Genomic DNA, 23,939 nt, shown 5'->3' on the forward strand with positions numbered 1-23,939 from the left:
TCGCTCCACGCCAGATAAGCGCGACCCCGCTTTGTAATTATGCTTGCTGGCACACCATAGAAGGATTTCCCAGCCGGTGCCAACAGCCTCGCGTAGTAGCGGGCATAAAGACGGCGCGATTGTATGAACACGACGGACCGGAACGTTCCGGCGCGGCGTCCGTCAAAAACCCTCGAAGGTCAGGACTTCCGCGAGCGGCGCGCGCGGCACCGGGAACCGGTTGACGACAGCATCGGCATCGCCATGCCCGATGGCAAGGCCGCAGAAGAAGATGTGATCCTGCGGAATCGCCACGCATTCGCGAATCTGCCGCTGATAGACCGCCCAGGCCTCTTGCGCGCACGAATCGAGTCCTTCTTCGCGCAGCAGCAGCATCACCGTCTGCAACCACATGCCGATGTCCGACCACTGCGGCGGCCCCATCGTGCGCGGCGTGTGGATCAGCATCAGCACCGGCGCGCCGAACGCGCGGAAGTTGTCCATGAACTGCGTCAGCCGCCCGCGCTTGTCCTCGCGCGCGATGCCCAGCGCGGCATAGAGCACCTCGCCCACGCCGAAACGGCGCGCTTCGTAGGGGCCGGACAGTTCCGGCGGATAGATATCGTATTCCGGGGCATGGGCCGCACGGCCTTGAGGGATCACCGCCGCCACATGCGCGAACAGGCGTTGCAGAGGCTCGCCAGTGAGCACCAGCGCGTTCCAGGGCTGCACGTTGCCGCCCGACGGCGCACGCTGCGCCTTTTCCAGCACGCGCTCCAGCACGGCCCGATCGACCGGATCGGGCAGGAACCGGCGGACAGATCGGCGAGTGGCGACGGCTTCGGATACGGTGCTGGCCGGGGAAGCGGGGCGTGATGGCGTGCTCATCGCATTTAACTGATCGATTAAAACAAGCGCGTCAATCGTCCTCGAACAGGTCGGCCAGTTGTTCGACCATCGTGCCGCCAAGCTGTTCGGCATCCATGATCGTCACCGCGCGGCGATAATAGCGCGTCACGTCATGGCCGATGCCGATGGCGACGAGCTGCACCGGCGACTGCTTTTCGATCCAGTCGATCACCTTGCGCAGATGCTGCTCGAGATAGCCCGCGCTGTTCACCGAAAGCGTCGAATCGTCCACCGGCGCGCCGTCCGAAATGACCATCAGCACGCGCCGGTCCTCGGGCCGTGCCAGCAGACGGGCATGCGCCCACAGCAGCGCTTCGCCGTCGATGTTTTCCTTAAGCAGCCCTTCGCGCATCATCAGGCCCAGATTGCGCCGCGCCCGCCGCCACGGTTCATCAGCCTTCTTGTAAACAATGTGCCGCAAATCGTTGAGACGGCCGGGATTCGCCTGCCGTCCGGCGGCCAGCCATGCCTCGCGCGATTGCCCGCCCTTCCACGCGCGGGTGGTGAAGCCGAGAATCTCCGTCTTCACGCCGCAGCGCTCCAGCGTGCGCGCCATGATGTCCGCGCTGATCGCCGCGATCGAGATCGGCCGCCCGCGCATCGAGCCGGAATTGTCGATCAGCAGGGTGACGACGGTATCCTTGAACTCGACGTCGCGCTCCACCTTGTAGGACAGCGACTGCCCCGGCGAGATCACGACGCGCGCCAGCCGCGCGGCATCGAGCAAGCCTTCTTCCTGGTCGAAATCCCACGAACGGTTCTGCTGGGCCATCAGCCGGCGCTGAAGCCGGTTGGCAAGCCGTGTGACGACGCCCTGCAACCCCTTGAGCTGGGTGTCGAGGTAGGCGCGCAGGCGGGTCAGCTCCTCCTCGTCGCACAGGTCCGTCGCGGAGACCACTTCGTCGTAGACGGTGGTGAAGGCCTTGTAGTCGAAATCATCGGGCAGGTCGGTCCACGGCCGGTTCGGGCGCGTCGGCAGCATGCCTTCCTCGCCCTCGTCGGCCATGTCGGCGTCGGCCGCGTCCTCGGGACTTTCGATGTCCTGCTCGGTATCGGTTTCCTCGTCGCCCTCCGTCGTCTCGCCCGCGGCCTCGACCGGCTGGCTCTCGGCGTCGCTCTCCGAATTGTCCTGCTCGTCCTCGCGATCGTTTTCCTGATCCTCGCCCTCGTCCTCCTCGGTCTCGGGCTGGTCGGGATTGGCGGCCTGGGTCAGTTCGAGATGCTGGAGCATGTCCAGCGTGAGATGCTGGAACGCTTTCTGGTCTTCGAGCGCGGCGGCCAGCGCATCGAAGTCGCCGCCCACGCGCTGTTCGATCCAGCTGCGCACCATCGAGGTACCGAGCTGCGCGCTGGCGGGAATCGGCTGGCCGGTCAGTCGTTCGCGCAGCAACAGCGCGACCGCTGCCTGCAAGGGCACGTCATCGGGCTTGGCCGCGCGCGCGATGGGATCGGACGCCATCCGCGTGGCCAGCGCGGCGTCCAGATTGTCGCGCATCCCGGCATAGCCGTTCGACCCCAGCGCCTCATACCGGACCTGCTCTACCGCGTCGTAGCACGCCCGCGCCACCGCCTCGTTCGGCGCGCCGCGTTGATGCAGCACGGGATCGTGATGGCGCAGCCGCAACGCCATGGCATCGGCGAAACCCCGCGCCTCGGCCACCTGCGCGGCGGGCAGCGATCGACCCGGCATAGGCAGGCGGAAATGCGCGCCGGACTGGCTGGGCGCATCCGCCGTCCACGCGACGTCCACTTCCGGATCGTCCGACACCACGCGGGCGGTGCCGGCAAGGACGGAGCGGAACTGATCGAGGGGCGTTTCTTCGGCCAAGGTCTTTGCGTTCTTTCAGTGGCCGCGCGCCCATCCCGGCAGGCGCGCGGCGTCATTTCCCGGTTCAGCCGATCTTCTGGCCGGTCTTTGCCCAGTCGGCAAGGAAGCCTTCGATGCCCTTGTCGGTCAGCACGTGCTTGAACAGGCCCTTGATGACCGCGGGCGGCGCGGTGATCACGTCCGCGCCGATCTTGGCCGATTCCAGCACATGCACGCCATGGCGGATCGAGGCGACGAGAATCTCGGTGGCGAAGGCGTAGTTGTCGTAGATCAGGCGGATATCGCGGATCAGTTCCATGCCGTCGAAGCCGTTATCGTCATGCCGGCCGACGAAGGGCGAGATGAAGCTCGCCCCGGCCTTGGCCGCAAGCAGGGCCTGGTTGGCCGAGAAGCACAGCGTGACGTTGACCATCGTGCCATCGCCGGTCAGCTTCTTGCAGGTCTTCAACCCGTCGATCGTCAGCGGCACCTTGATGCACACGTTGTCGGCGATCTTCCGCAGGATTTCCGCCTCGCGCATCATGCCTTCGTGATCGAGCGCGACCACTTCGGCCGAGACCGGGCCTTCGACAAGACCGCAGATTTCCTTCGTAACCTCTATGAAATCCCTGCCGGATTTGGCGATCAACGAAGGATTCGTGGTCACGCCGTCGAGCAGGCCGGTGGCGGCGAGGTCGGCGATTTCGGCGGTATCGGCAGTATCGACGAAGAACTTCATGGGTGTGGTCCTGACCGGAAAGTGATTCCCTCACGCCTATAGCGCGTGGCGGGCGCAAGTGTATCCCCATGCCAGAGGCTGCGCCCCTTTGCCCGTGCACGATCCGCCCCATATAACCATCCACGCATGAACCGCGTCCGCTGCCTCGTCTTCAACGCCGCCCTCGGCCCGCTGGACTACCGCGTGCCCGATGACATGGCGGTGGAGCCGGGCTCGGTGGTGGTCGCGCCGCTTGGCCCGCGCCAGATCATCGGCGTGGTGTGGGAGGCAGAGCGGCTGCCCGGCACCGAGGTTCCCGATTCGAAGCTGCGGCCGCTTCTCGCCGTGCTGCCGGTGCCGCCCCTGCCCGCGCCGCTCCGCCGGCTGATCGAATGGTGCGCCGACTATTACCTCGCTCCGATCGCCTCGGTTGCGCGCATGGCGCTCTCGAGTACGGCAGCGCTGCGGGGCGGCGGCACCGTCACCGAATACCGCCTTACCGGGCGGGAACCGACTGGACGGCTCACTCCGCAACGCGCGCAGGCGCTGGACCTGCTGATCGACCAGCAGGCGACGATCCGCGAACTGTCGGAGATCGCCGGCGTTTCCGACGGCGTCCTGCGCGGGATGGTCAATGCCGGGCTGCTCGAACCCGTGCTGGTGGACAGCGACCGCCCCTACCCCGCGCCCGATCCGCGCCATGCCGTGCCGGATCTTTCGGACCAGCAGCGCGAGGCGGCAGCCAAGTTCGTGGCGGCGGTGGAAGAGCATGCGTTCCGTCCGTTTCTGCTCGATGGCGTGACCGGTTCGGGCAAGACCGAAACCTATTTCGAAGCCATCGCCCGCGCGATCGGGAAGCGGCAGCAAGTGCTGGTGCTGCTGCCCGAAATCGCGCTGACCGAAAGTTTCCTCAAGCGCTTCGAGGCGCGCTTCGGCGCCGCGCCGGTGACCTGGCATTCCTCGCTCAAGTCCTCCGAGCGCCGTCGCGCCTGGCGCGCCATCGCGGGGGGTGACGCGCGCGTTGTGGTGGGCGCGCGCTCCGCGCTGTTCCTGCCCTTTGCGCGACTTGGACTGATAGTCGTCGACGAGGCGCACGAAATCTCGTTCAAGCAGGACGATGGCGTGCGCTACAACGCGCGCGATGTGGCGGTGATGCGCGCCCGGTTCGAACGCGTGCCGGTGATCCTCGCCAGCGCCACCCCCGCGCTCGAAAGCCTGCAGATGGCCGAAGCCGGCCGCTACGAGCGGGTGGTGCTGCCCGATCGATTCGGCGGAGCGTCGCTGCCCGATATCGCGGTGGTCGATCTGCGCGAACAGCAGCCGCCGTGCGGCCACTGGCTGGCGCCTGCGCTGGTGGAAGCGCTGAAGGACCGGCTGGAAAAGGGCCAACAGTCGCTGCTGTTCCTCAACCGGCGCGGCTACGCCCCGCTCACGCTGTGCCGCAACTGCGGCTATCGCTTCCAGTGCCCGAACTGTTCCGCCTGGCTGGTAGAGCACCGCCTGTCGCGCCGGCTGGCCTGCCACCACTGCGGGCACGAAGTGCCGACGCCCGACAAATGCCCCGAATGCGGCGAGCCGGACTGCCTTGTCGCCTGCGGGCCGGGCGTGGAACGCATCGCCGACGAGGTGGCGGAAATCCTTCCCCAGGCGCGGGTTGCACTGGTAACTTCAGACACGTTGACAAGTCCCGCCAAGGCCGCCGAATTCGTGGAGCAGGCATCGAACAAGGCGATCGACGTGATCGTCGGCACGCAGCTCGTGACCAAGGGCTATCACTTCCCCGACCTGACGCTGGTTGGGGTGATCGATGCCGACATGGGCCTGGAGGGCGGTGATCTGCGCGCGGCGGAGCGCACCTATCAGCAGATCGCACAGGTTGCCGGGCGGGCCGGGCGCGGCGAGAAGCCGGGCGAAGTCCTGATCCAGACCCGCCATCCCGAGGCGCCCGTGATCGAGGCACTGGCCAGCGGCGACCGCGACGCTTTCTACGCCGCCGAGACCGAAGCGCGCCGCGACGCCGGCGCGCCCCCGTTCGGGCGCTGGGCGGCGATCATCGTCTCGAGCGAGGACGAGGCCGAAGCGCGCGAGGCGGCGCGCGCGATCGGCGGCACCCGTCCGGAGCTGCCCGACGTGATGATCCTTGGCCCCGCCCCGGCCCCGCTTTCGCTGCTGCGCGGACGCTATCGCTACCGCCTGCTCGTCAACGCGCGCCGCTCCACCGAACTCCAGCGCGTGATCCGTGCCTGGCTGGACCCGTTGCGCTTCCCGCAAGGCGTGCGCGTGGCCGTGGACATCGATCCTTACAGCTTCGTCTAAATCCGATCGAAAAGCCCGTTGCAAACGGCTGAAACCTTGTGAAACTTGCCGCGATCTTGGGCGGGGGAAACAAGGCGAATGCGCATTTGGATCACAAGGTTGGCGGTTTTGGCGTCCGCCGGACTGCTGCTGATGGGAACAGTGCCTTCGCACGCGGCGGCCTGGTATCGCGCCCGTACCGCGCATTTCGTGATGTACAGCGACGGCGATCCCAAGGCGCTGCGGATGCTCGCGCAAAAGGCGCAGAAGTTCGAAACGGTTCTCAACGATCGCTACAAGGCGATATTCGACCCCGATACCCCGCCGATCGACATATACATCCTGCGCTCGCAGGAAAACGTCGCCAAGCTGATGGGAGGCTCCAAGACCACCGCGGGTTTCTACAAGCCGGACACCGAGGGCAGCATCATCCTCTCCAACCGGGAAGGCGCCAGCAACGAACTGGATCTGGACCGGGACTCCACGCTTTTCCACGAATACACGCACTATTTCATGCTGCATAACTTCGTCAGTGCCTATCCCGCGTGGTTCACCGAAGGCTTTGCCGAACTGCTGGCGACCGTGGAGTTTCCGGCCAAGGGCGGATACGAAATCGGCCGCCCGCCGAAGTACCGCGCCTACGGACTGTTCATGAGCACACCGGTGCCGATCACGTCGATTCTGGGCGAATCGTCGTTCAGCGGCAACGCTGAACAGCTGGACTTCCGCTATGGTCGGTCGTGGCTGCTGACCCACATGCTGGTGGTCGGCACGAATCGTAAGGGCCAGATGGATGCCTACCTGAACCTGCTCAACACCGGAACGGCGCTCCCCGAGGCCGCGCAGCAGGCGTTTGGCGATCTGGCCCAGCTGGACAAGGATCTCGACAAGTACCGGTCGGGACGGCTGACCTATTACAGGTTCGATATGCCCGCTTCGGACGCCCCCGAACCGGCCATCGAGCAACTGGACGCGGTGGAAGCGCAGCTCATCCCCTATCGCCTGATGCGCCGGGCCGGCGACGATGCCGCTTCGGCGGTCGAACCACTGGCCCTGATCGCGCAGGCCAACCCCACTTCCGCGTCGGCTTGGTTCGAATTCGCCCGCGCCGCCACCGTTACCGCGAGCGAAGCTTCGGACAGCAGTGCCAAGGCGGCTCTGCGGCAACGCGCCGCCGACGCACTGGATCGTGTGCTCGCGCTCGATCCAGCGCATGTTCGCGCTCTGCTCTACAAGGCCGAGGCGCAGGCCGAACATCTGCACTTCATCGGCAATAACGATCCCGCGCGCTGGAAGGAAGTCGGCACGCTGTTGCGCCGGGCGAACGCGGGCAATCCCAACGATCCGCTCGTGCTGTATCAATGGTACAGGAATTTCGGGTTGCGGCGCGAGGCACCTCCGCAGAATGCTCGGGACGCGCTGGCTCGTGCATTCCAGCTTGCGCCCGACGTGACGGATATCCGCGTCGCCTATGCCTTTGATCTTGCCCGGCATGACGATTTCACCAACGCGCTGGCGGTGGTCCGGCCCATCGCTTTCGACCCGCACAATGCCCAGGCGGGAATCTCCGTGCTCCTATCGTTGCGGGAAATGCAGAAGCACCGGGATCAGGAGAAGAAGGACGGCAAGGCCTCGGTCAACACAGCGCACTGAAATAGCGGCTGTCATCCGCTTCCTTGCCGGCCCGGACTGCTGCTTCCCTGCCAGGAATCAAGCGCTTTCGCGTTCCAGCAGCGCGCGCTTGATGTCGAGGCCATAGGCATAGCCCCCCAGCGTGCCGTCCGAACGAATCACCCGGTGGCACGGGATCAGCACGGCGACGTTGTTCGCGCCGTTGGCAGACCCGGCCGCGCGCACGGCGGAGGGCTTGCCTACGGCCGCGGCGACTTCGGCATAGCTGCGGGTTTCACCTGGCGGAATGCGGCGCAGTTCGCGCCACACCGCCTGCTGGAACGCGGTGCCATCCACATCAAGCGGCAGGTCCGGCATCTCCGCCGGATTGTCGCAGGCGGCGATGGCCGCTTCGCGCAGGGCCGCTACGTGATCGCCGCCGCGCACCAGCGTGGCATGGGGAAAGCGGGCGCGCAAATCGGCCTCATCCTCGTTGAACGAAAGCCGGCAGATGCCCCGCGCGGTTGCCGCCAGCAGCATGGGCGCAAGGCTCGTCTCCGCGATGTCCCAGTGAATCTCGACGTTCGCGCCGCCGTTGCGCCAGGCCGATGGCGTCATCCCCAGTTCCTTTCCGGTTTCCGCGTAAAAGCGGCTGGGCGCCGAATAGCCCGCCGCATAGATCGCTTCGGTCACGTTGACCGTCGCCTCAAGCGCCCGCCGCGCCCGTTCGGCCCGCCTTTCGCGCGCATAGCGGGCGGGTGAAAGGCCGGTTTCGCGCTTGAACAGCCGCTGGAAATGGTGCGGCGCATAGCCGACCAGCGCCGCCAGTTCCTCAAGCCTGGGCGCGTTTTCCTCCTGCAACAGCGCCACCGCCCGTTCGACCGCGATGCGATCGCGGCCGACCTCGTCAGGCAGGCAGCGCCGGCAGGCCCGGAAGCCCGCTGCCCGCGCCGCCTGGCCATCGGGATAGAACACCACGTTCTCGCGCCGGGGACGCCGCGCCGGGCAGCTCGGCTTGCAGTAGATACCGGTAGTCAGCACCGCACCAACGAACCGCCCGTCCAGGCTGCGGTCCCGCCGCTCGAACGCACCATAGGCCCAGTCGAAATCGATGCCAGAGCCGCTTCCGGCGGCCCCGTAAGGCGTGCTGTCGATCAGGGCTTCGGGCGATGTCATGGCCCCCTTCTATCGCCATCGCATGGCAGCCGCTTCCCGAAACTTGCGGTCAAAGCAAAACGGCGCGAGAACGCTCGGCTATGCCGAGCATCCGCCGCACCGCCCGCGTCATCGCCCTTCTGCTCCTTGCTTTTATCGCCATTCCGGCGCCCGCGCTGGCCGATCCCGCCGACATCGCGGCGGCGAGCCGGAGCGTGGTCCGCGTGGTCATCATCCAGAACGATGGCAGCGACGCCCAGCTCATCACGCACGGCAGCGGCTTTGTCGTCGCGCCCGATCTGGTGGTGACCAACGCGCATGTCGTCGAGCAGCTGCGCCAGGACGATTCGCTGATCGTGGGTGTGGTGCCCGCCGAAGGGCGCAGCGGCTATCAGGCACGCCTTGTCGCCTATTCGCCCCGCAACGATCTGGCGCTGCTGAGAATCGACGGCAAGGCCGCGCTTTCGCCGGTCACCCTGTTTTCGGGCGCTCCGGCGGACAGCGCCGAAGTCTATGCCGTCGGCTATCCGGGCAACGTCGATCTGGCGCAGGGCCTGTCGATGGCCGATCTGGTGACGCCGCAGGCCCCCGTGAAAGCACGCGGTTACGTTTCGGCCGGGCGCACGTCCAAATCGTTCGACACGCTGTTGCACACAGCCCCCATCGGCGCGGGCAATTCGGGCGGACCGCTGTTCGATTCGTGCGGGCGCGTGCTGGGCGTGAACAGTTTCGGCACCGTCAGCGACAACAGTACCGATTCGGCGTTCTATTTCGCCATTTCGATGCGCGAACTGGCCGCATTTCTCAGGCAGGCCAAGGTGGAAGCCCACGTCAGCGGGCTCCCCTGCACCTCGATCGCCGACCTCGACCGCGCCGAAAGCGAACGCGCCGCCAGCGATCAGGCCCGCCAGGCCGCCGATGCCGAAGCGAAGAGCGCCACCAAGGCGAAAGCTCTGGAAAAAGCGCGTCGCGATGCGGAAATCGCGGTTCTTTCGGAACGCGACAACGGCATGGCGCTGGCGGCCTTGCTGCTGGTGGCGGCGCTGCTGGCCGGCGGCAGTGCCTTGCTGTTCGCGCAGCGCGACGAGGCACGCAACGTCCGGATCGCGGGCGGCGCCGGGGGCGTGCTGCTGCTGGCCGCGATCGTGACCTGGCTGGTGCGCCCCTCGCTCGAATCGATCGAGACGCGCGCGGAGGACATCCTCGCCACCGCCAGCCCGACGCCCGGCGCCACGCCATCGGGCGGGGCAACCGACGGCACCGGGCACCTGGTCTGCGTGATCGACACCCAGCGCAGCCGCGTCACCGTTTCGGACATCACCGACGTGCCGCTGGCATGGAGCGCGGACGGCTGCGTCAACGGCCGGGCGCAATATGGGCTGGCCCAGGACGGCTGGACGCGAATCCTCGTTCCGGACAGTGAGGAGACGATTTCGGTCAACCGTTACGACCCGGCGACGCGGACCTACATTGTCGAGCGGTTCCTGATGAGCCTTGATGACATGAACAAGGCGCGTGCCGAACGGAAGAAAATCGTAGCCCCGGCGTGCGGCGCCCCGACCGACGCCGCGCGCCGCTTTGGCGAGGCGCAGCAGGCGATCAAGGCGCTGCTTCCGGCCGAACCGAACGAGCGGATGCGCTACAACTGCCAGCCACAGCCCTGAGAGTCCGTTTCAAAGCCGGCCGGCGCGATACGATCCGTAACGAATACGATTGCGCGACCTAGGTCGAAGGCGCGAAACTCGCATCTTGTAATACGACGGTTACGTTGCTAGGCGCGCCCCGTCTGCGGGCTACCACGTGTTAAAGCGTGTGCGTGGCCCAATCGGCTTATCCGAATGAAGGGGGACCTGAGCGCGTGGAAGTTTCCAGCGGCATTACGGCCAGTCTGCAAGGGCGTTACGCATCGGCGCTCTATGATCTGGCGCGCGAGCAGGACGCCGTTTCCACCGTGGAAGGCGATCTTGAAAAGCTGTCTGCCGCGATCCGCGAATCGGCTGATCTGGCCGCGCTGATCCGCAACCCGCAAGTCAGCCGCGAAGCCGCCGGCAAGGTCGTCGAGGGAATCGCCAGCCTGCTGGATCTGGCGCCGCTGACGAAGAACTTCCTGGGCGTGCTGGCCGGCAACCGACGCCTGTCCGCCCTGCCCGACGTGGTGCGCGCCTTCTCGGCGATCGCCGCCGCCGCGCGCGGCGAGGTGACGGCCGAAGTGACCACGGCGCACCCGCTCGACGCCGCGCAGCTTGCCGACCTTTCGGCCAAGCTCAAGGAACGCGAAGGGCGCGACGTGAAGGTGAAAGCCAGCGTCGATCCCGAAATTCTGGGCGGTCTTGTCGTGCGCATCGGCAGCACGATGATCGACAGCTCCATCCGTACCCGTCTCAATTCTCTCGCCCAGGCGATGAAGGGCTGAAAAGCCCCACAGGTTCTACGAAAGGCTGAACATGGAAATCCGCGCCGCTGAAATCTCGAAGGTCATCAAGGACCAGATCGCCAGCTTCGGCACCGAGGCCCAGGTCTCGGAAGTCGGCTCCGTGCTGTCCGTGGGTGACGGCATCGCCCGCATTCACGGGCTGGACAAGGTCCAGGCCGGTGAAATGGTGGAATTCACCAACGGCGTGAAGGGCATGGCGCTCAACCTCGAAGCCGATAACGTCGGCGTCGTGATCTTCGGCTCGGACGCCGAGATCAAGGAAGGCGATACCGTCAAGCGCACCGGCACGATCGTGGACGTGCCCGTGGGCAAGGGCCTGCTGGGCCGCGTTGTCGACGCGCTGGGCAACCCGATCGACGGCAAGGGCCCGATCGAGGCCGCCAGCCGCCAGCGCGTGGAAGTCAAGGCGCCGGGCATCATCCCCCGCAAGTCGGTGCACGAACCCGTGCAGACCGGCCTCAAGGCGATCGACGCCCTCGTTCCCGTCGGCCGTGGCCAGCGCGAACTGATCATCGGTGACCGCCAGACCGGCAAGACCGCCGTCGCGATCGACACCTTCATCAACCAGAAGGCCGTCAACGCCGGCACCGACGAAGGCAAGAAGCTCTACTGCATCTACGTCGCCGTCGGCCAGAAGCGCTCGACCGTCGCCCAGATCGTCCGCCAGCTCGAAGAGAACGGCGCGATGGAATATTCCATCGTCATCGCCGCCACCGCTTCGGAACCCGCGCCGCTGCAGTACCTCGCGCCCTACACCGGCGCGACCATGGGCGAGTTCTTCCGCGACAACGGCATGCACGCGGTGATCGTGTACGACGACCTTTCCAAGCAGGCCGTGGCCTACCGCCAGATGTCGCTGCTGCTCCGCCGCCCGCCGGGCCGCGAAGCCTATCCGGGCGACGTGTTCTATCTTCACAGCCGCCTGCTCGAGCGCGCCGCGAAGATGAACGACGAGAACGGCGCTGGCTCGCTGACCGCGCTGCCGATCATCGAAACACAGGCGGGCGACGTTTCGGCCTACATCCCGACCAACGTGATCTCGATCACCGACGGCCAGATCTTCCTGGAAACCGGCCTGTTCTACCAGGGCATCCGTCCGGCCATCAACGTCGGTCTCTCGGTGTCGCGCGTCGGTTCGTCGGCGCAGACCAAGGCGATGAAGAAGGTGGCCGGCTCGATCAAGCTGGAGCTCGCGCAGTACCGCGAAATGGCGGCCTTCGCGCAGTTCGGTTCGGACCTCGATGCTTCGACCCAGAAGCTGCTCAACCGCGGCGCGCGCCTGACCGAGCTGCTCAAGCAGCCGCAGTTCTCGCCGCTGGGCTTCGAAGAACAGACCTGCGTGATCTTCGCCGGTACGCAGGGCTACCTCGATGCCGTGCCGACCAGCCGCGTGACCGAGTACGAAGCCGAGCTGCTCAGCTTCCTGCGCACGAGCCATGCCGACCTGCTCGGCCTGATCCGCGACACCAAGGACCTGGGCGACGAAGCCAAGGGCAAGCTGGTCGCCGCGCTCGACGCGTTCGCCAAGCAGTTCGCGTAACACACGTCATCCCGGCGCAAGCCGGGATCTCGTGCCGCCAGGTACGGCCTAGTGGATAGGGACCCCAGCGTTCACCGGGGTGACGAATTGGAGAAAATTGAGTGGCTTCGCTGAAGGAACTCAAAGGCCGGATCAACTCGGTCAAGTCGACCCAGAAGATCACCAAGGCCAAGCAGATGGTCGCGGCGGCCAAGCTGCGCAAGGCGCAGGCGGCGGCCGAGGCCGCGCGCCCCTATGCCAGCCGCCTGGCCGAAGTCATGGGCAGCCTTGCCGCCAAGGTCGCCGGGCAGGACAACGGGCCGCTGCTGATGCGCGGCACCGGGTCCGACCAGCGCCACCTGCTTGTCGTGGTCAACACCGACAAGGGCCTGTGCGGCGGCCTCAATTCGAACATCGTCAAGGAAGCCAAGGCCCAGGCCCGCGCGCTGATCGCCGCCGGCAAGACCGTGACCTTCTACCTCGTCGGCAAGAAGGGCCGCGCGCCGCTGCGCCGCGATTATCCCAAGGCTATCGCGGAGAACTTCGACACCAGCACGGTGCGCACGCCCGGCTTCGACGAAGCCAGCGCGATCGCGCACCAGATCCTCGCCATGTTCGAAGCGGGCAAGTTCGACGTCGCCCACCTCGTGGCGCCGAAGTTCAAGTCGGCGCTGGCGCAGGACCCCGTGACCACGCAGATCATCCCGGTTCCCGCCCCCACCGCCGCCGCCTCGGCTGATGCGGTGGTGGAGTACGAACCGGGCGAGGAGGAAATCCTCGAGGAACTGCTGCCGCGCTACGTCACCACGCAGGTGTTCGGCGCGCTGCTGGAACGCGAAGCGTCCGAACAGGGCGCGTCGATGACCGCGATGGACAACGCCACGCGTAACGCCGGCGAGCTGATCAACAAGTTGACCATTCAGTACAACCGCAGCCGCCAGGCCGCGATCACCACCGAACTCATCGAAATCATCGCGGGCGCGGAAGCGCTCTGACGATCGGGACAGAAGGCAAGGAAAGAACCATGGCCACCGCAGTAGCGACCTCCACCGGCAAGATCAGCCAGGTCATCGGCGCCGTCGTCGACGTGAGCTTCGATGGCGAGCTGCCGGCGATCCTCTCCGCGCTCGAAACCGACAACAACGGCAACCGCCTCGTTCTCGAAGTGGCGCAGCACCTGGGCGAAAACACCGTCCGCACCATCGCGATGGACTCGACCGACGGTCTGACCCGCGGCCAGCCGGTGAGCAACACCGGTGCGCAGATCTCGGTGCCGGTCGGCCCCAAGACGCTGGGCCGCATCATGAACGTGATCGGCGAACCGATCGACGAACGCGGCCCCGTGGGCGCGGACCAGACCGCCCCGATCCACGCCAAGGCTCCGGAATTCATCGACCAGTCGACCGAAGCCGCGATCCTCGTCACCGGCATCAAGGTGATCGACCTGCTCGCCCCCTATGCGCGCGGCGGCAAGATCGGCCTGTTCGGCGGCGCCGGCGTGGGCAAGACCGTGCTGATCCAGGAACTGATCAACAACATCGCCAAGGGCCACGGCGGCGTCTCGGTGTTCGCGGGCGTGGGCGAACGCACCCGTGAAGGCAACGACCTCTACCACGAGTTCCTCGACGCCGGCGTTATCGCCAAGGACGCCGACGGCAACCCGACGCCGGACGGCTCGAAGGTCGCCCTCGTGTTCGGTCAGATGAACGAGCCCCCGGGCGCCCGCGCCCGCGTCGCGCTTTCGGGCCTGACCATGGCCGAATACTTCCGCGACCAGGAAGGCCAGGACGTGCTGTTCTTCGTCGACAACATCTTCCGCTTCACCCAGGCGGGTTCGGAAGTGTCGGCGCTGCTCGGCCGTATTCCTTCGGCCGTGGGCTACCAGCCGACGCTTGCCACGGACATGGGCCAGCTGCAGGAACGCATCACCTCGACCACCAAGGGCTCGATCACTTCGGTCCAGGCCATCTACGTTCCCGCGGACGACCTTACCGACCCGGCGCCGGCCGCCTCGTTCGCGCACCTTGACGCGACGACCACGCTGAACCGCGCGATCTCGGAACTCGGCATCTACCCGGCGGTCGACCCGCTCGACTCGACCTCGCGCGTGCTGACGCCCGCCGTCGTCGGCCAGGAGCACTACGACACCGCCCGCCGCGTTCAGGAAACGCTGCAGAAGTACAAGTCGCTGCAGGACATCATCGCGATCCTGGGCATGGACGAGCTTTCGGAAGAGGATAAGCTCACCGTCGCCCGCGCCCGCAAGATCCAGCGCTTCCTCAGCCAGCCGTTCCACGTCGCCGAAGTGTTCACCGGCATCAGCGGCAAGTTCGTGCAGGTCGAAGACACCGTGCGTTCGTTCAAGGCTGTCGTGGACGGCGAATACGACCACCTGCCCGAAGCCGCGTTCTACATGGTCGGCGGCATCGACGAAGCGGTCGCCAAGGCCAAGAAGCTGGCCGAAGAGGCCTGATGCTCCGGTAAGCCCCTCCCGCCTGCGGGAGGGGTTTGGGGTGGGCAAGTGCCGCACCCCTGCCCACCCCCGGCCCCTCCCGCAAGCGGGAGGGGAGAAGAGGTTCAAGATGCTGCACTTCGAACTCGTCACCCCGGCCCGCCTCGTCCGTTCGGACGAGGTCTACATGGTCGTCGTTCCCGGCACGGACGGGGAATTCGGCGTGCTGGAAGGCCACGCGCCGTTCATGTCCACGGTCAAGGACGGCACGATCAAGCTCTTCAAGAGCCAGGGCGCCGCGCCGGAGGAAATCCAGGTCCAGGGTGGCTTCGCCGAAGTCAGCGCCAAGGGGCTGACCGTGCTGGCGGAGCACGTCGAGGGCTGACGCCTCTCTCGCTTGCCGGGCTCGGACCCATGAAAAGGGCCGCTCCTCTTTCGGGGAGCGGCCCTTTCCGTTTTCCCGGTTGGGTCAGCCTTACCAGCTGCCGGTGTTGGGCATGCTGGCCCACGGCTCGGCCGGTTCGAGATGCCCGTCCTGCAGCAGTTCCACCGAGATGCCATCGGGCGTCTTCACGAAGGCCATGTGCCCGTCCCGCGGGGGGCGGTGGATGATGTGGCCGGCATCGGCCAGCTTCTGGCAGGTTTCGTAGATGTTCTCGACGCGATAGGCGAGATGGCCGAAATTGCGGCCTCCGGAATAGGTTTCGCCTTCGCCGTCCTCGGGCGGCCAGTTGTAGGTCAGTTCCACTTCGGCCACGCCTTCCCCGCCGGGCGCGGCCAGGAAGATCAGGGTGAAGCGGCCCTTCTCGCTTTCCATCCGGCGCACTTCGTGCACGCCGATAAGCTCGAAGAAGCGGATGGTGGCCTCCGGGTCGGTCACCCGGATCATGGTATGCAGATACTTGGTCACGCGGCACTCGCTCTGTCTGGAGGACGTCCGCGCCCAAGGTAGTGCCCTTCCCCGCCAAACCCAAGGGCGGTGCGCGGAAAGGTTTTCCCAAACGAAAGGCCAGCGCCGATTTCCGGCGCTGGCCCCCGCGTCATCCTGCCTTTCGGCCGGAAGGTCAGAAGCTGGCGGTTACCGAAAACACGCCCACGGCCTTGGCCGCGCGATAGGTTTCGAAGGGCGAAGCCGTGCCGGTCTGGTCGGCGAACGGCGCCGCCGCCGCATCCGACTTGCTGACGTTGGTGCCGACGACCGAAGCGTCGAACGTCAGGTTCTTCCAGGTGAGGCTGGCACCCACGTTGTAGTCGATGTACTGCTTCGTGTAGTTGAAGCCGCCGCCGGTGTGGCCCAGGTGCGAATGCAGCGTGATCGGCGTGCCCGGAATGCCGCCGCTGAGTTCACCATAGACATAGGTGCTGTGGTGCGTCGGCGTCGCATCGAGCACGGTCTGCTTCGGAGCGAAGAACACGCCCGCCTTGGCATTGACCGGGCCGACCGTCTTGGCGAGCGAGCCGTAGATTTCGTAGTAGTTGAGGCCCGGCGCACCCGGATAGATATAGCCATAGAGACCCGCGTCGATCGTCACGCCGCTGCTGCCCAGACCGTGGGTGTAGCCGCCGTAAACGTCGATTTCGGTGCCGCCGATGTTGACCGTGCTGTTGCCGGCCGAGGCGCTCGATCCCCAGGTCGAAACGTAGAAGCCCGAGCTGTGGGCCACGGTGATCGCACCCTGAACCGCCGGGCGGTTGTTCGACTGCGAGATGCCGCGGAACCGGTACTGGCTGACCACGGCGGCGCTGCCGGTGATCTTGAAATCGCTCGGCGGTGCGGTCTCGTCCGCCAGAGCGGGCGAAGCAGCGGCCAGCGTCGAGACGAGAAGAGTCGAGGCCAGAAGGGCCTTGATGGACGTACGCATGAGCATTTCCTTTTGCTTGTTCTTGACGCGTCGTCCCGCCTGCGGAGCCCCGCCGGTCTCGTATATCTGGACCGGCTTTGGGCTTGCCGGCCGAGAAGTGCATTTCCGTGCTGCAATGCACAAGATGAAAATTGCCTGATGTTGCCCGATTGTAAATGAATGTGTCTTTTCTGCATCATCAAGCGCAATCCGCTTGTTTCGCATCGCGGCACTGCGCATATTCGTTGCTGGAATCCGGGAAAGTCATGATCAGCACGCTTCGTTCCCTGTTCAGGAGCCCCGCGACGAATGCGGCCCCCGTGACATCCTGGGCGGCCGTCCCCGCAGGCCAGCGCCTCTATGCGATTGGCGACATTCACGGGCGGCTCGACCTGTTCCGGGCGATGATCGAGCGGATCGACGCCGACGATGCGGCACGCGATCCCGCCGAAACCACGGTGATCCTGCTGGGCGATCTGGTCGATCGCGGCCCCGACAGTGCCGGCGTGATCGACGCGGCGCGGACATGGGGCCGGCAACGCCGGGTCCGCCTTGTCCAGGGCAACCACGAGGAGATGTTCCTCGGCAGCTTTGACGACGACAAAACGCTGCGCCATTTCCTGCGATACGGCGGCCGTGAAACCCTTGCCAGCTATCAGATAGATCCGGACGCGGGCGACCATGCTGCCATGGCGGATCTGCGCAAGGCCATGGCGACATGCGTGCCGGCCGCAGACATCGCCTTCCTGCAGGCGATGGAAGAACGCGTCCACATCGGCGACTACCTCTTCGTCCACGCCGGGATCCGCCCGGGCGTGCCGATCGCCGAGCAGACCGGATCGGACCTGCGCTGGATCCGTGGTGAATTTCTCCAGGACCGGTCGGTCCGCGAATTCATGGTGGTGCACGGGCACACGATCGTGGACGAGCCGGAATTCAAATCCAACCGCATCGGGCTGGATACCGGCGCCTTTCAATCCGGCCGTCTCACAGCCATCGGCCTCGAAGGCACGCGACAGTGGCTGGTAACGGTGTCGGACAACGACCCGACCGGAATTTCCTGACCAGGGGACCGCCGCTCCATTGGCGAGGCCACTCTGCATCGAAAATTCCTGCTGCGTTGCAGTATGGCAACATATGCAATAATATTACGCAAAGTGACCGCAGGGAGGACCTTTTGCGTCTTCTCTTCGCCAAAGATCGCACATTTTTTCCGCGTGCGTCGGCACATGTCGTCACAATGTCTAAACATTGCAATATCGGTGTCATCTGCAACCTGTTCGAGTCTTCCGGCAGGGCCGCTAAGAGTTGCCCGCCCATTGCTCCGAGGGGTGATTCCGCATCCGCGAAGGATGCGGAAAACGTCGGGCGATGGACGCTCAAAGGCTGGTTTTCCGGTCCAAAACGGGGTTCGACATGCAGTTCAGATTCTTCCTTGCCGCCAGCGTGGCTGGCCTTTCGCTGGCGACCGCCATCGCCACGCCCGCTTATGCGCAGGAAACCTCCGCCTCGATGCGCGGCTCGGTTACTGACGCCGGGACCGCTATTGCCGGCGCGACGATCACCATCGAGCACCTGCCCACCGGAACGATCACCAGCGCCACCACCGACGGTAGCGGCGTGTTCACCGCCAACAGCCTTCGTCCTGGCGGCCCCTACTCCGTCAAGGTCACCGCCCCCGGCCACCCCGGCGCGACCGTGACCGATGTCTACACCGTCGTCGGCCAGACCTTCTCGCTGCCCATCGAACTGTCCGCCGCCGAAACCGGCGCAGACCAGGGCGCCCCGATCATCGTGACCGCGACCCGCATCAAGGGCGCCGGCAATCTCTCCGCCGGCCCGGTGACCGTGCTGACCTCGGAACAGATTTCGAAGGTGGCTTCGGTCAACCGCGACATCCGCGACCTTGCCGCGCGCAACCCCTTCGCCACGCTCGACACCAGTTCGACCAACGGTCGCCAGGTATCCTTCGCCGGCCAGAACCCGCGCTTCAACCGCTTCACCATCGACGGCGTGCCGATCACCGACAGCTTCGGCCTGAACCCCGACGCTCTGCCTTCCCGCCGCGGTCCGGTGCCGCTGGATTCGATCGGCCAGTTCGAAACCAAGGTCGCGCCCTATGACATTCGCGAAGGCTTCTTCCAGGGCGGCGTCAGCAACGCGATCCTGAAATCTGGCACCAACGATTGGCATGGCACCGCATTCTTCACCTACAGCTCCGACGCGCTGACCGGCAAGAAGACCGCGCCCTATATCACGCGCCCCGATGGCCGGATCCCGCTGCCCTCGTTCGAAAGCAAGGACTTCGGCGCCACGCTTTCCGGCCCGATCATCAAGGACAAGCTGTTCTTCATGGTTTCGGCCGAGCGCGTTCGCGCGGCACGCCCTGTGCAGCCCGGTACCGTCGAGGACAATTCCGGCACGCCCGTCACCGGCGCGACCAATGCCGACCTTGCCCTGATCCAGAGCATCGCGAAGACCAAGTACAGCTTCGATCCGGGTGGCATCCTGAAGACCGACGGCGACAAGGACGATCGCATCGTCGGCCGTCTCGACGCCAACCTTTCGGAAACGCAGCGCGTTTCGCTGACCGGCCTGTACACCAAGGATTCGCTGATCGTGAACACCACGACCGGCAATACCAACCTGGGCCTCTCGTCCAACGCCTATACCAAGCCCAACAAGCTGCGCGCCGGCATCCTGAACTGGAACGCCGACTGGTCGGAAAAGTTCTCGACCGAATTCCGCGCGCTCTACAAGGCCTATGACAGCGGCCAGTTCCCGCTGATGGGCCGCACCGCGCAGTTCGCGATCTGCGCCGATCCGAACACGCCCAACCGCACCGGTGGCGCGACGACGACGAATGCGAGCCTGAGCTGCCCCAGCGGTACGCCGCAGTACATTATCGGTTCGGGTGGTCCCAGCCAGTCTAACGTCCTTCAGGTGCGCACCTGGGGTGGGTCGATTTCCGCCAAGCTGCGCGCAGGCGATCACAACTTCCGCCTGCTGGGCGAATGGAACCATACCAAGACGTTCAACCTGTTCGTCAATCCATCGGCCGGCTCCTATTACTTCGACAGCATTGCGGATTTCCGGAACGGCAACGCGCAATCGTTCAGTTACAACAATGCGGTACGCTGAATCCGAACGACGCCGCGGCGAACTTCTCCTACGACACCTACACTTTCGGCCTGCAGGACGATTGGCGTGTCAACAAGATGCTGAGCGTGACGGCAGGTCTGCGCTATGACGTGTACGGCACCTCGTCGCACCCGCAGCTCAACCCGAACTTCCTCACGCGCTATGGCTTCCCCAACACCTATTCCATCGAAGGCATGGGCCTGTTGCAGCCGCGCGTTGGCTTCACTTTCACGCCCACGCCGCGCCTGACCGTTCGCGGCGGCGGCGGTATCTTCGGTGGCGGATCGCCGGACGTCTATATCGGCAACTCGTTCTCGAACACCGGCGTTATCAATACCTCGATCACGGCGCGCGTTACCGACGGCGGCGTGTATCAGCTTAACGGCACCGCTGCCGGTGCCAATGCGGCGACCGCTTCGCAGATCCTGAACGCGCCGTCGTTCACGGTGATCCCCACCGCGGCGAATGCGGCGGTCCAGGCTGCGGCTGGCTCGCTTACGTCGAACCCCAATGCCACGACCACGATCAACGCGATCGATCCCAACCTGAAGATGCCCAACCAGTGGCGTGCGACGCTGTCGGCGGATTACACCGCCGATCTCGGCCCGCTCGGCGATGGCTGGCACTTCGGGGCCGACCTGCTCTACTCGAAGGTCCGCAGCCAGGTGACCATCGTCGACCTGCGTTCGAAGGTGCTTACCGGTTCGCTGACGCCCGATGGCCGCCAGCGCTACCAGAACGGCCTCGCCGTTCCGAACTCCGGTGACACGGGGCAGGACCTGCTGCTGACCAACACCGACTATGGCCGCAGCTGGATCGGTGTGGTTCGCTTCGACAAGACCTGGGACTTCGGCCTGACCATCGGCGGTGCCTATACCCGGCAGGACGTGCGTGATGCCGGTGCGCTGACCTCGTCGATTGCTTCGTCGAACTACGGCAACTCGACGTACTATGACCCGAACTCGATTTCGCCGGGTCACGCGAACGACGAAGTGCGCTGGGCGTTCCGGTACAACCTGTCGTACGAACATGCCTTCTTCGGCGACTACAAGACCCGGCTCGACCTGTTCGGCACGACCCGTGCGGGTAGCCCGTACAGCTACGCGATGCAGGATCTTTCGGGCGGTCGTTCTGGCGTGTTCGGTACGGCAGGCACCAACACCCGGTACCTGTTCTACGTCCCGACCAGCCTGAGCGATCCGAAGGTGGTGTATGACAGCGCCACGACGGCCAACCGGATCGACGCGATCATCAACGGTTCTGGCCTTGCCGCCTATCGTGGCCAGGTTGCGCCGCGCAATGCCTTCCGTTCGAAGGCGTTCACTCGCATCGACCTGCATCTGGAACAGGAAGTGCCGCTGCCGCTCGGCGCGCGTTTCTCCGTATTCGGAGACATCGAGAACTTCACCAACCTGCTGAAGAGCTCGTGGGGCCAGCAGCTGCGTTCCAGCTTCCCCTATCGCAAGGTCGTGGCGAAGGTGAGCTGCGTCGCGAACGGCGGCAACGCCTGCGCCCAGTACAAGTACGAGCAGCCCAACCCGGACACCATTCTGGCCGACGAACTGGTGACCACCAACGGCTCCTCGCTCTACACCATCCGCATCGGCGCGCGCATCAGCTTCTGATCGCAGCGCAGAACGGCACACGCAAAGCGCGGGGGGAAGCATGGCTTCCTCCCGCGTTTTTCGTTGGCGAAACAGACATCTCCGAAACGGAATAGTGTGCGGATCGGTGTGCGATTCCCCACTGCATCGGCGCGCGCTTCATGGCATGACATCGCCGCCGGTTTCCATCTCGGACCCGGCGCATGGGACCGTTTCTCGAAATGAAGACCAGACTGCTTCTTTCCGCCTCGTTCGCCCTCGCCACGATCGCGCTTGCCGATCCGGCTCTGGCGGCCTGTTCCGCCGACGGCGCCCGAGCCTTGCCCGTGGGCAAGCTTGAGCAGGTGCCCGCAGGCTCCGCCCCGCGCTTCGCCGTCGATCTCGCGGCCGGCGAAGGCCTCCAGATCGAGCTGGCGCCGGTTGCTGCGGCCGGTTCCGACGACGGTGACGAACACGACAGCAAGACACCCGCTACCGGTCTTTCCGCCTGCGACGCGACCGGCAGGATCGTCGCACCGTTGCCCAGCGAAGTCTTCGCCAGCGGCGGCAGCCTGGCGCGCGCGGACGATGGCACGCTGACGCTGCGCCTGTCCGCCCCCAAGGCCGGACGCTACGTGATCGCCACCGACGCCGCCGACGTGGCCCGCGAAATCCTGCTGCGCCCGCGCGCTGTTTCCGCCCAGCCCCGCCCGGCCACACCGCTGGAGATCGGCGGCAGCGATTTCGTGAAAATCAGCAAGGGCACCCCGCGCGTCTGGTCGTTCGCCGGCAAGGCGGGCCAGTGGGTCAAGATCACCGCGACCTCGGAAAGCGATACCGTGCTGCACCTGGCCGCGCCTGTTGCCGGCGGCGGCTATGAAGTGATTGCCGACAACGACGACAGCGACGGGCTGAACCCCAAGATCCAGCGAAAGCTGCCGGCCACGGGCACCTATTACATCCAGCTGGAATCGCTGTCCGACGAAACCAACGACGCGACCGTGGTGGTCCAGCCGACGCAGGCCCCGCCCCCGCCTCCGCCGCCCGCCGCGCTCCGTGCCGGCGCTCCGGTTCAGGGCAAGCTGGCCAGCAGCGATGATACCCGGCTCTATACCCTGCCGGTCGTGGCCGGGCGGTCCTATCGCCTTGAACTCAACGCGCCCTATGACGCCGTGCTGGAAGTGGGCCAGCCCGATCCGCTGGAGCCCGAAGACGGCAAGGACGGCGCGGGCTTTGCCGCCAGCCGCACCGTGGACGACAACACCTCGGGCACCGAGAAGATGAACATCACCGCGCGCACCAGCGGGCAGTTGCTCGTGCGGGTCCGCGCGTTCAGCGTGGGCGACGATGGCGGCGATTACACGCTGATCGTCAAGGAAGCCGGAAACTGAAACCGCGGGCAGGCCGGGGATTTTCCCGGCCTGCCTTGCATAGCCGACGCCATCCGGACGCCACCTTTATTCTCCTGCCCGCCGCTTCATGAATTTTTGGACAGGCCTCCTTTCCGCGGGTGGGAACGACTGGTCCGCGTCGTCTCAACGTCGAACCAACATCGCACAGGCCGGCGGTGCGGTTCGCGGCCGACTCGATCCCGGCCGGGGAGAACTCCTGATGCCTCGGGAGACGCCGGCAAGCCTCCTCCCGCTGCCAACTTCGTTCAGCGATAGACGCAGGTGTCGTAATCGGCGCGAACCGTGTTGACGCGCGCGGCGATGGCGTTGCCGTGGCGGCGGGTGAAGCCGGTAGCCCCTGTCACCGCGCGCACCTTGGGTTGCGGGAAAGCGGCGGCAATGCGGGCAGCCTCGATGCGGGAAAGGTGCCGCGCCCCCTTGTTGTAGTACCGCTGGGCGCCGGCTTCGACGCCATACGTCCCGATCCCGGTTTCGGCGACGTTGAGATAGACCTCCATGATCCGCCGCTTGCCCCAGATCGTCTCGATCAGCACGGTAAACCAGGCTTCCAGCCCCTTGCGGAAATAGCCCCCGCCCTGCCACAGGAACACGTTCTTGGCCGTCTGCTGGCTGATCGTGGAGCCGCCGCGAATGCGCCCGCCCTGCTGGTTGCGGCGCCAGGCGGTGAGGATCGCGTCCTCATCGAAGCCGGAATGGAGGCAGAACTTGGCGTCCTCGCCGGCGATCGCCGCATCGACCATGTTGCGATCGATGGCGTCCAGCGAGGTCCAGTCTTTGGTGAAACCGTTGGGGTCCATCAGCATGGTCGCCGTTACGGGCACGGGCACGAACTTGTACAGCACCGTCAGGCCCACGCTGAGCACCAGAAAGGCCACGATCGCGCGGCCTATCCACCAGCCGGCGCGATAGGCGAAGCCATGGTTGCGGGTCGGGCGGGAGGGCTTCAGGCTCTCGAACATGCCCATTGCTTACCGGACGCCACGCGGCAAGCAAAGAGGCTTTGAAAGGCCCGGAAATCCGTGATTCTTGCCTGCACATTACGCATGTTTAAGTTGACCCGGAACGGTGTGGACGGCCACTTCG

19 protein-coding genes are annotated in these 23,939 nt (G+C 65.6%); 12 read left to right on the forward strand and 7 right to left on the reverse strand.

Going from position 1 to position 23,939, the window contains the following annotated elements; all coding sequences use genetic code 11:
- Positions 1-162: 162 nt before the first annotated feature.
- The 3 genes from EH199_RS04135 to fsa form a co-directional block, all read right to left on the reverse strand.
- On the reverse strand, positions 163-867 hold the full coding sequence (locus EH199_RS04135; RefSeq protein ID WP_124807995.1) for a nitroreductase: 705 nt from the start codon (positions 865-867) through the stop codon (positions 163-165).
- Between the two features lie 31 nt (positions 868-898).
- Positions 899-2,716 (reverse strand): cobaltochelatase subunit CobT, encoded by a 1,818-nt coding sequence (gene cobT, locus EH199_RS04140; RefSeq protein ID WP_124807996.1) that lies wholly within the window; start codon positions 2,714-2,716, stop codon positions 899-901.
- A gap of 64 nt (positions 2,717-2,780) precedes the next feature.
- The gene (fsa, locus tag EH199_RS04145; protein WP_124807997.1) at positions 2,781-3,434 is read right to left on the reverse strand and encodes a fructose-6-phosphate aldolase; all 654 of its coding nucleotides are present in this window, start codon (positions 3,432-3,434) and stop codon (positions 2,781-2,783) included.
- A gap of 126 nt (positions 3,435-3,560) precedes the next feature.
- Here fsa and EH199_RS04150 point away from each other — a divergent pair, with 126 nt between their 5' ends.
- A complete protein-coding gene (locus EH199_RS04150) occupies positions 3,561-5,729 on the forward strand; it encodes a primosomal protein N' (protein WP_124807998.1) in 2,169 nt (722 codons plus the stop codon).
- A gap of 99 nt (positions 5,730-5,828) precedes the next feature.
- Positions 5,829-7,361, forward strand: a complete 1,533-nt coding sequence (locus tag EH199_RS04155; protein WP_124807999.1) for a hypothetical protein — start codon at positions 5,829-5,831, stop codon at positions 7,359-7,361.
- A 57-nt stretch (positions 7,362-7,418) separates the two neighbouring features.
- On the opposite strand, the gene EH199_RS04160 is transcribed toward EH199_RS04155, so the two are convergent.
- The gene (locus tag EH199_RS04160; protein WP_124808000.1) at positions 7,419-8,495 is read right to left on the reverse strand and encodes a bifunctional transcriptional activator/DNA repair enzyme AdaA; all 1,077 of its coding nucleotides are present in this window, start codon (positions 8,493-8,495) and stop codon (positions 7,419-7,421) included.
- Positions 8,496-8,575: 80 nt separating this feature from the next.
- Between EH199_RS04160 and EH199_RS04165 the strand changes: the two genes are divergently transcribed.
- The 6 genes from EH199_RS04165 to EH199_RS04190 all read left to right on the forward strand — a co-directional run bounded on the left by EH199_RS04165 (position 8,576) and on the right by EH199_RS04190 (position 15,264).
- On the forward strand, positions 8,576-10,138 hold the full coding sequence (locus EH199_RS04165; RefSeq protein WP_223806462.1) for a S1C family serine protease: 1,563 nt from the start codon (positions 8,576-8,578) through the stop codon (positions 10,136-10,138).
- A 194-nt stretch (positions 10,139-10,332) separates the two neighbouring features.
- Complete coding sequence (locus EH199_RS04170; protein WP_124808002.1) at positions 10,333-10,887, forward strand: F0F1 ATP synthase subunit delta; 555 nt, start codon at positions 10,333-10,335, stop codon at positions 10,885-10,887.
- A gap of 31 nt (positions 10,888-10,918) precedes the next feature.
- On the forward strand, positions 10,919-12,448 hold the full coding sequence (gene atpA, locus EH199_RS04175) for a F0F1 ATP synthase subunit alpha (protein WP_124808003.1): 1,530 nt from the start codon (positions 10,919-10,921) through the stop codon (positions 12,446-12,448).
- Between the two features lie 101 nt (positions 12,449-12,549).
- Entirely contained in the window at positions 12,550-13,422 is an 873-nt protein-coding gene (locus tag EH199_RS04180; protein WP_124808004.1) for a F0F1 ATP synthase subunit gamma, read from the forward strand.
- A gap of 29 nt (positions 13,423-13,451) precedes the next feature.
- Positions 13,452-14,900 (forward strand): F0F1 ATP synthase subunit beta, encoded by a 1,449-nt coding sequence (atpD, locus tag EH199_RS04185; protein ID WP_124808005.1) that lies wholly within the window; start codon positions 13,452-13,454, stop codon positions 14,898-14,900.
- Positions 14,901-15,009: 109 nt separating this feature from the next.
- The gene (locus EH199_RS04190) at positions 15,010-15,264 is read left to right on the forward strand and encodes an ATP synthase F1 subunit epsilon (protein ID WP_124808006.1); all 255 of its coding nucleotides are present in this window, start codon (positions 15,010-15,012) and stop codon (positions 15,262-15,264) included.
- 90 nt (positions 15,265-15,354) lie between these two features.
- On the opposite strand, the gene EH199_RS04195 is transcribed toward EH199_RS04190, so the two are convergent.
- Positions 15,355-15,789, reverse strand: coding sequence for a VOC family protein (locus EH199_RS04195; RefSeq protein ID WP_124808007.1), 435 nt, complete (start codon positions 15,787-15,789; stop codon positions 15,355-15,357).
- A 154-nt stretch (positions 15,790-15,943) separates the two neighbouring features.
- Positions 15,944-16,741: a TorF family putative porin gene (locus EH199_RS04200; protein ID WP_124808008.1), complete on the reverse strand. Its 798-nt coding sequence runs from the start codon at positions 16,739-16,741 to the stop codon at positions 15,944-15,946.
- Positions 16,742-17,040: 299 nt separating this feature from the next.
- Here EH199_RS04200 and EH199_RS04205 point away from each other — a divergent pair, with 299 nt between their 5' ends.
- The 4 genes from EH199_RS04205 to EH199_RS04220 all read left to right on the forward strand — a co-directional run bounded on the left by EH199_RS04205 (position 17,041) and on the right by EH199_RS04220 (position 22,835).
- Positions 17,041-17,784 carry a metallophosphoesterase family protein gene (locus EH199_RS04205; RefSeq protein WP_370449659.1) on the forward strand — a complete coding sequence of 248 codons (744 nt, stop codon included), beginning with the start codon at positions 17,041-17,043 and terminating at the stop codon, positions 17,782-17,784.
- Positions 17,785-18,136: 352 nt separating this feature from the next.
- Positions 18,137-19,861, forward strand: a complete 1,725-nt coding sequence (locus EH199_RS04210; protein ID WP_190287110.1) for a TonB-dependent receptor — start codon at positions 18,137-18,139, stop codon at positions 19,859-19,861.
- Positions 19,858-21,486, forward strand: coding sequence for a TonB-dependent receptor domain-containing protein (locus tag EH199_RS04215; RefSeq protein WP_255420439.1), 1,629 nt, complete (start codon positions 19,858-19,860; stop codon positions 21,484-21,486). Before EH199_RS04210 ends, EH199_RS04215 begins: the two co-directional genes overlap by 4 nt.
- Positions 21,487-21,686: 200 nt before the next feature.
- Positions 21,687-22,835, forward strand: coding sequence for a PPC domain-containing protein (locus EH199_RS04220; protein WP_190287112.1), 1,149 nt, complete (start codon positions 21,687-21,689; stop codon positions 22,833-22,835).
- A 266-nt stretch (positions 22,836-23,101) separates the two neighbouring features.
- Here the strand turns inward: EH199_RS04220 and mtgA are convergent, their stop codons facing one another.
- Positions 23,102-23,815, reverse strand: a complete 714-nt coding sequence (gene mtgA, locus EH199_RS04225) for a monofunctional biosynthetic peptidoglycan transglycosylase (protein ID WP_124808013.1) — start codon at positions 23,813-23,815, stop codon at positions 23,102-23,104.
- Positions 23,816-23,939: the final 124 nt, after the last annotated feature.

Source organism: Novosphingobium sp. LASN5T, from assembly GCF_003856955.1.
In the GTDB taxonomy this organism is placed as follows: Bacteria; Pseudomonadota; Alphaproteobacteria; order Sphingomonadales; family Sphingomonadaceae; genus Novosphingobium.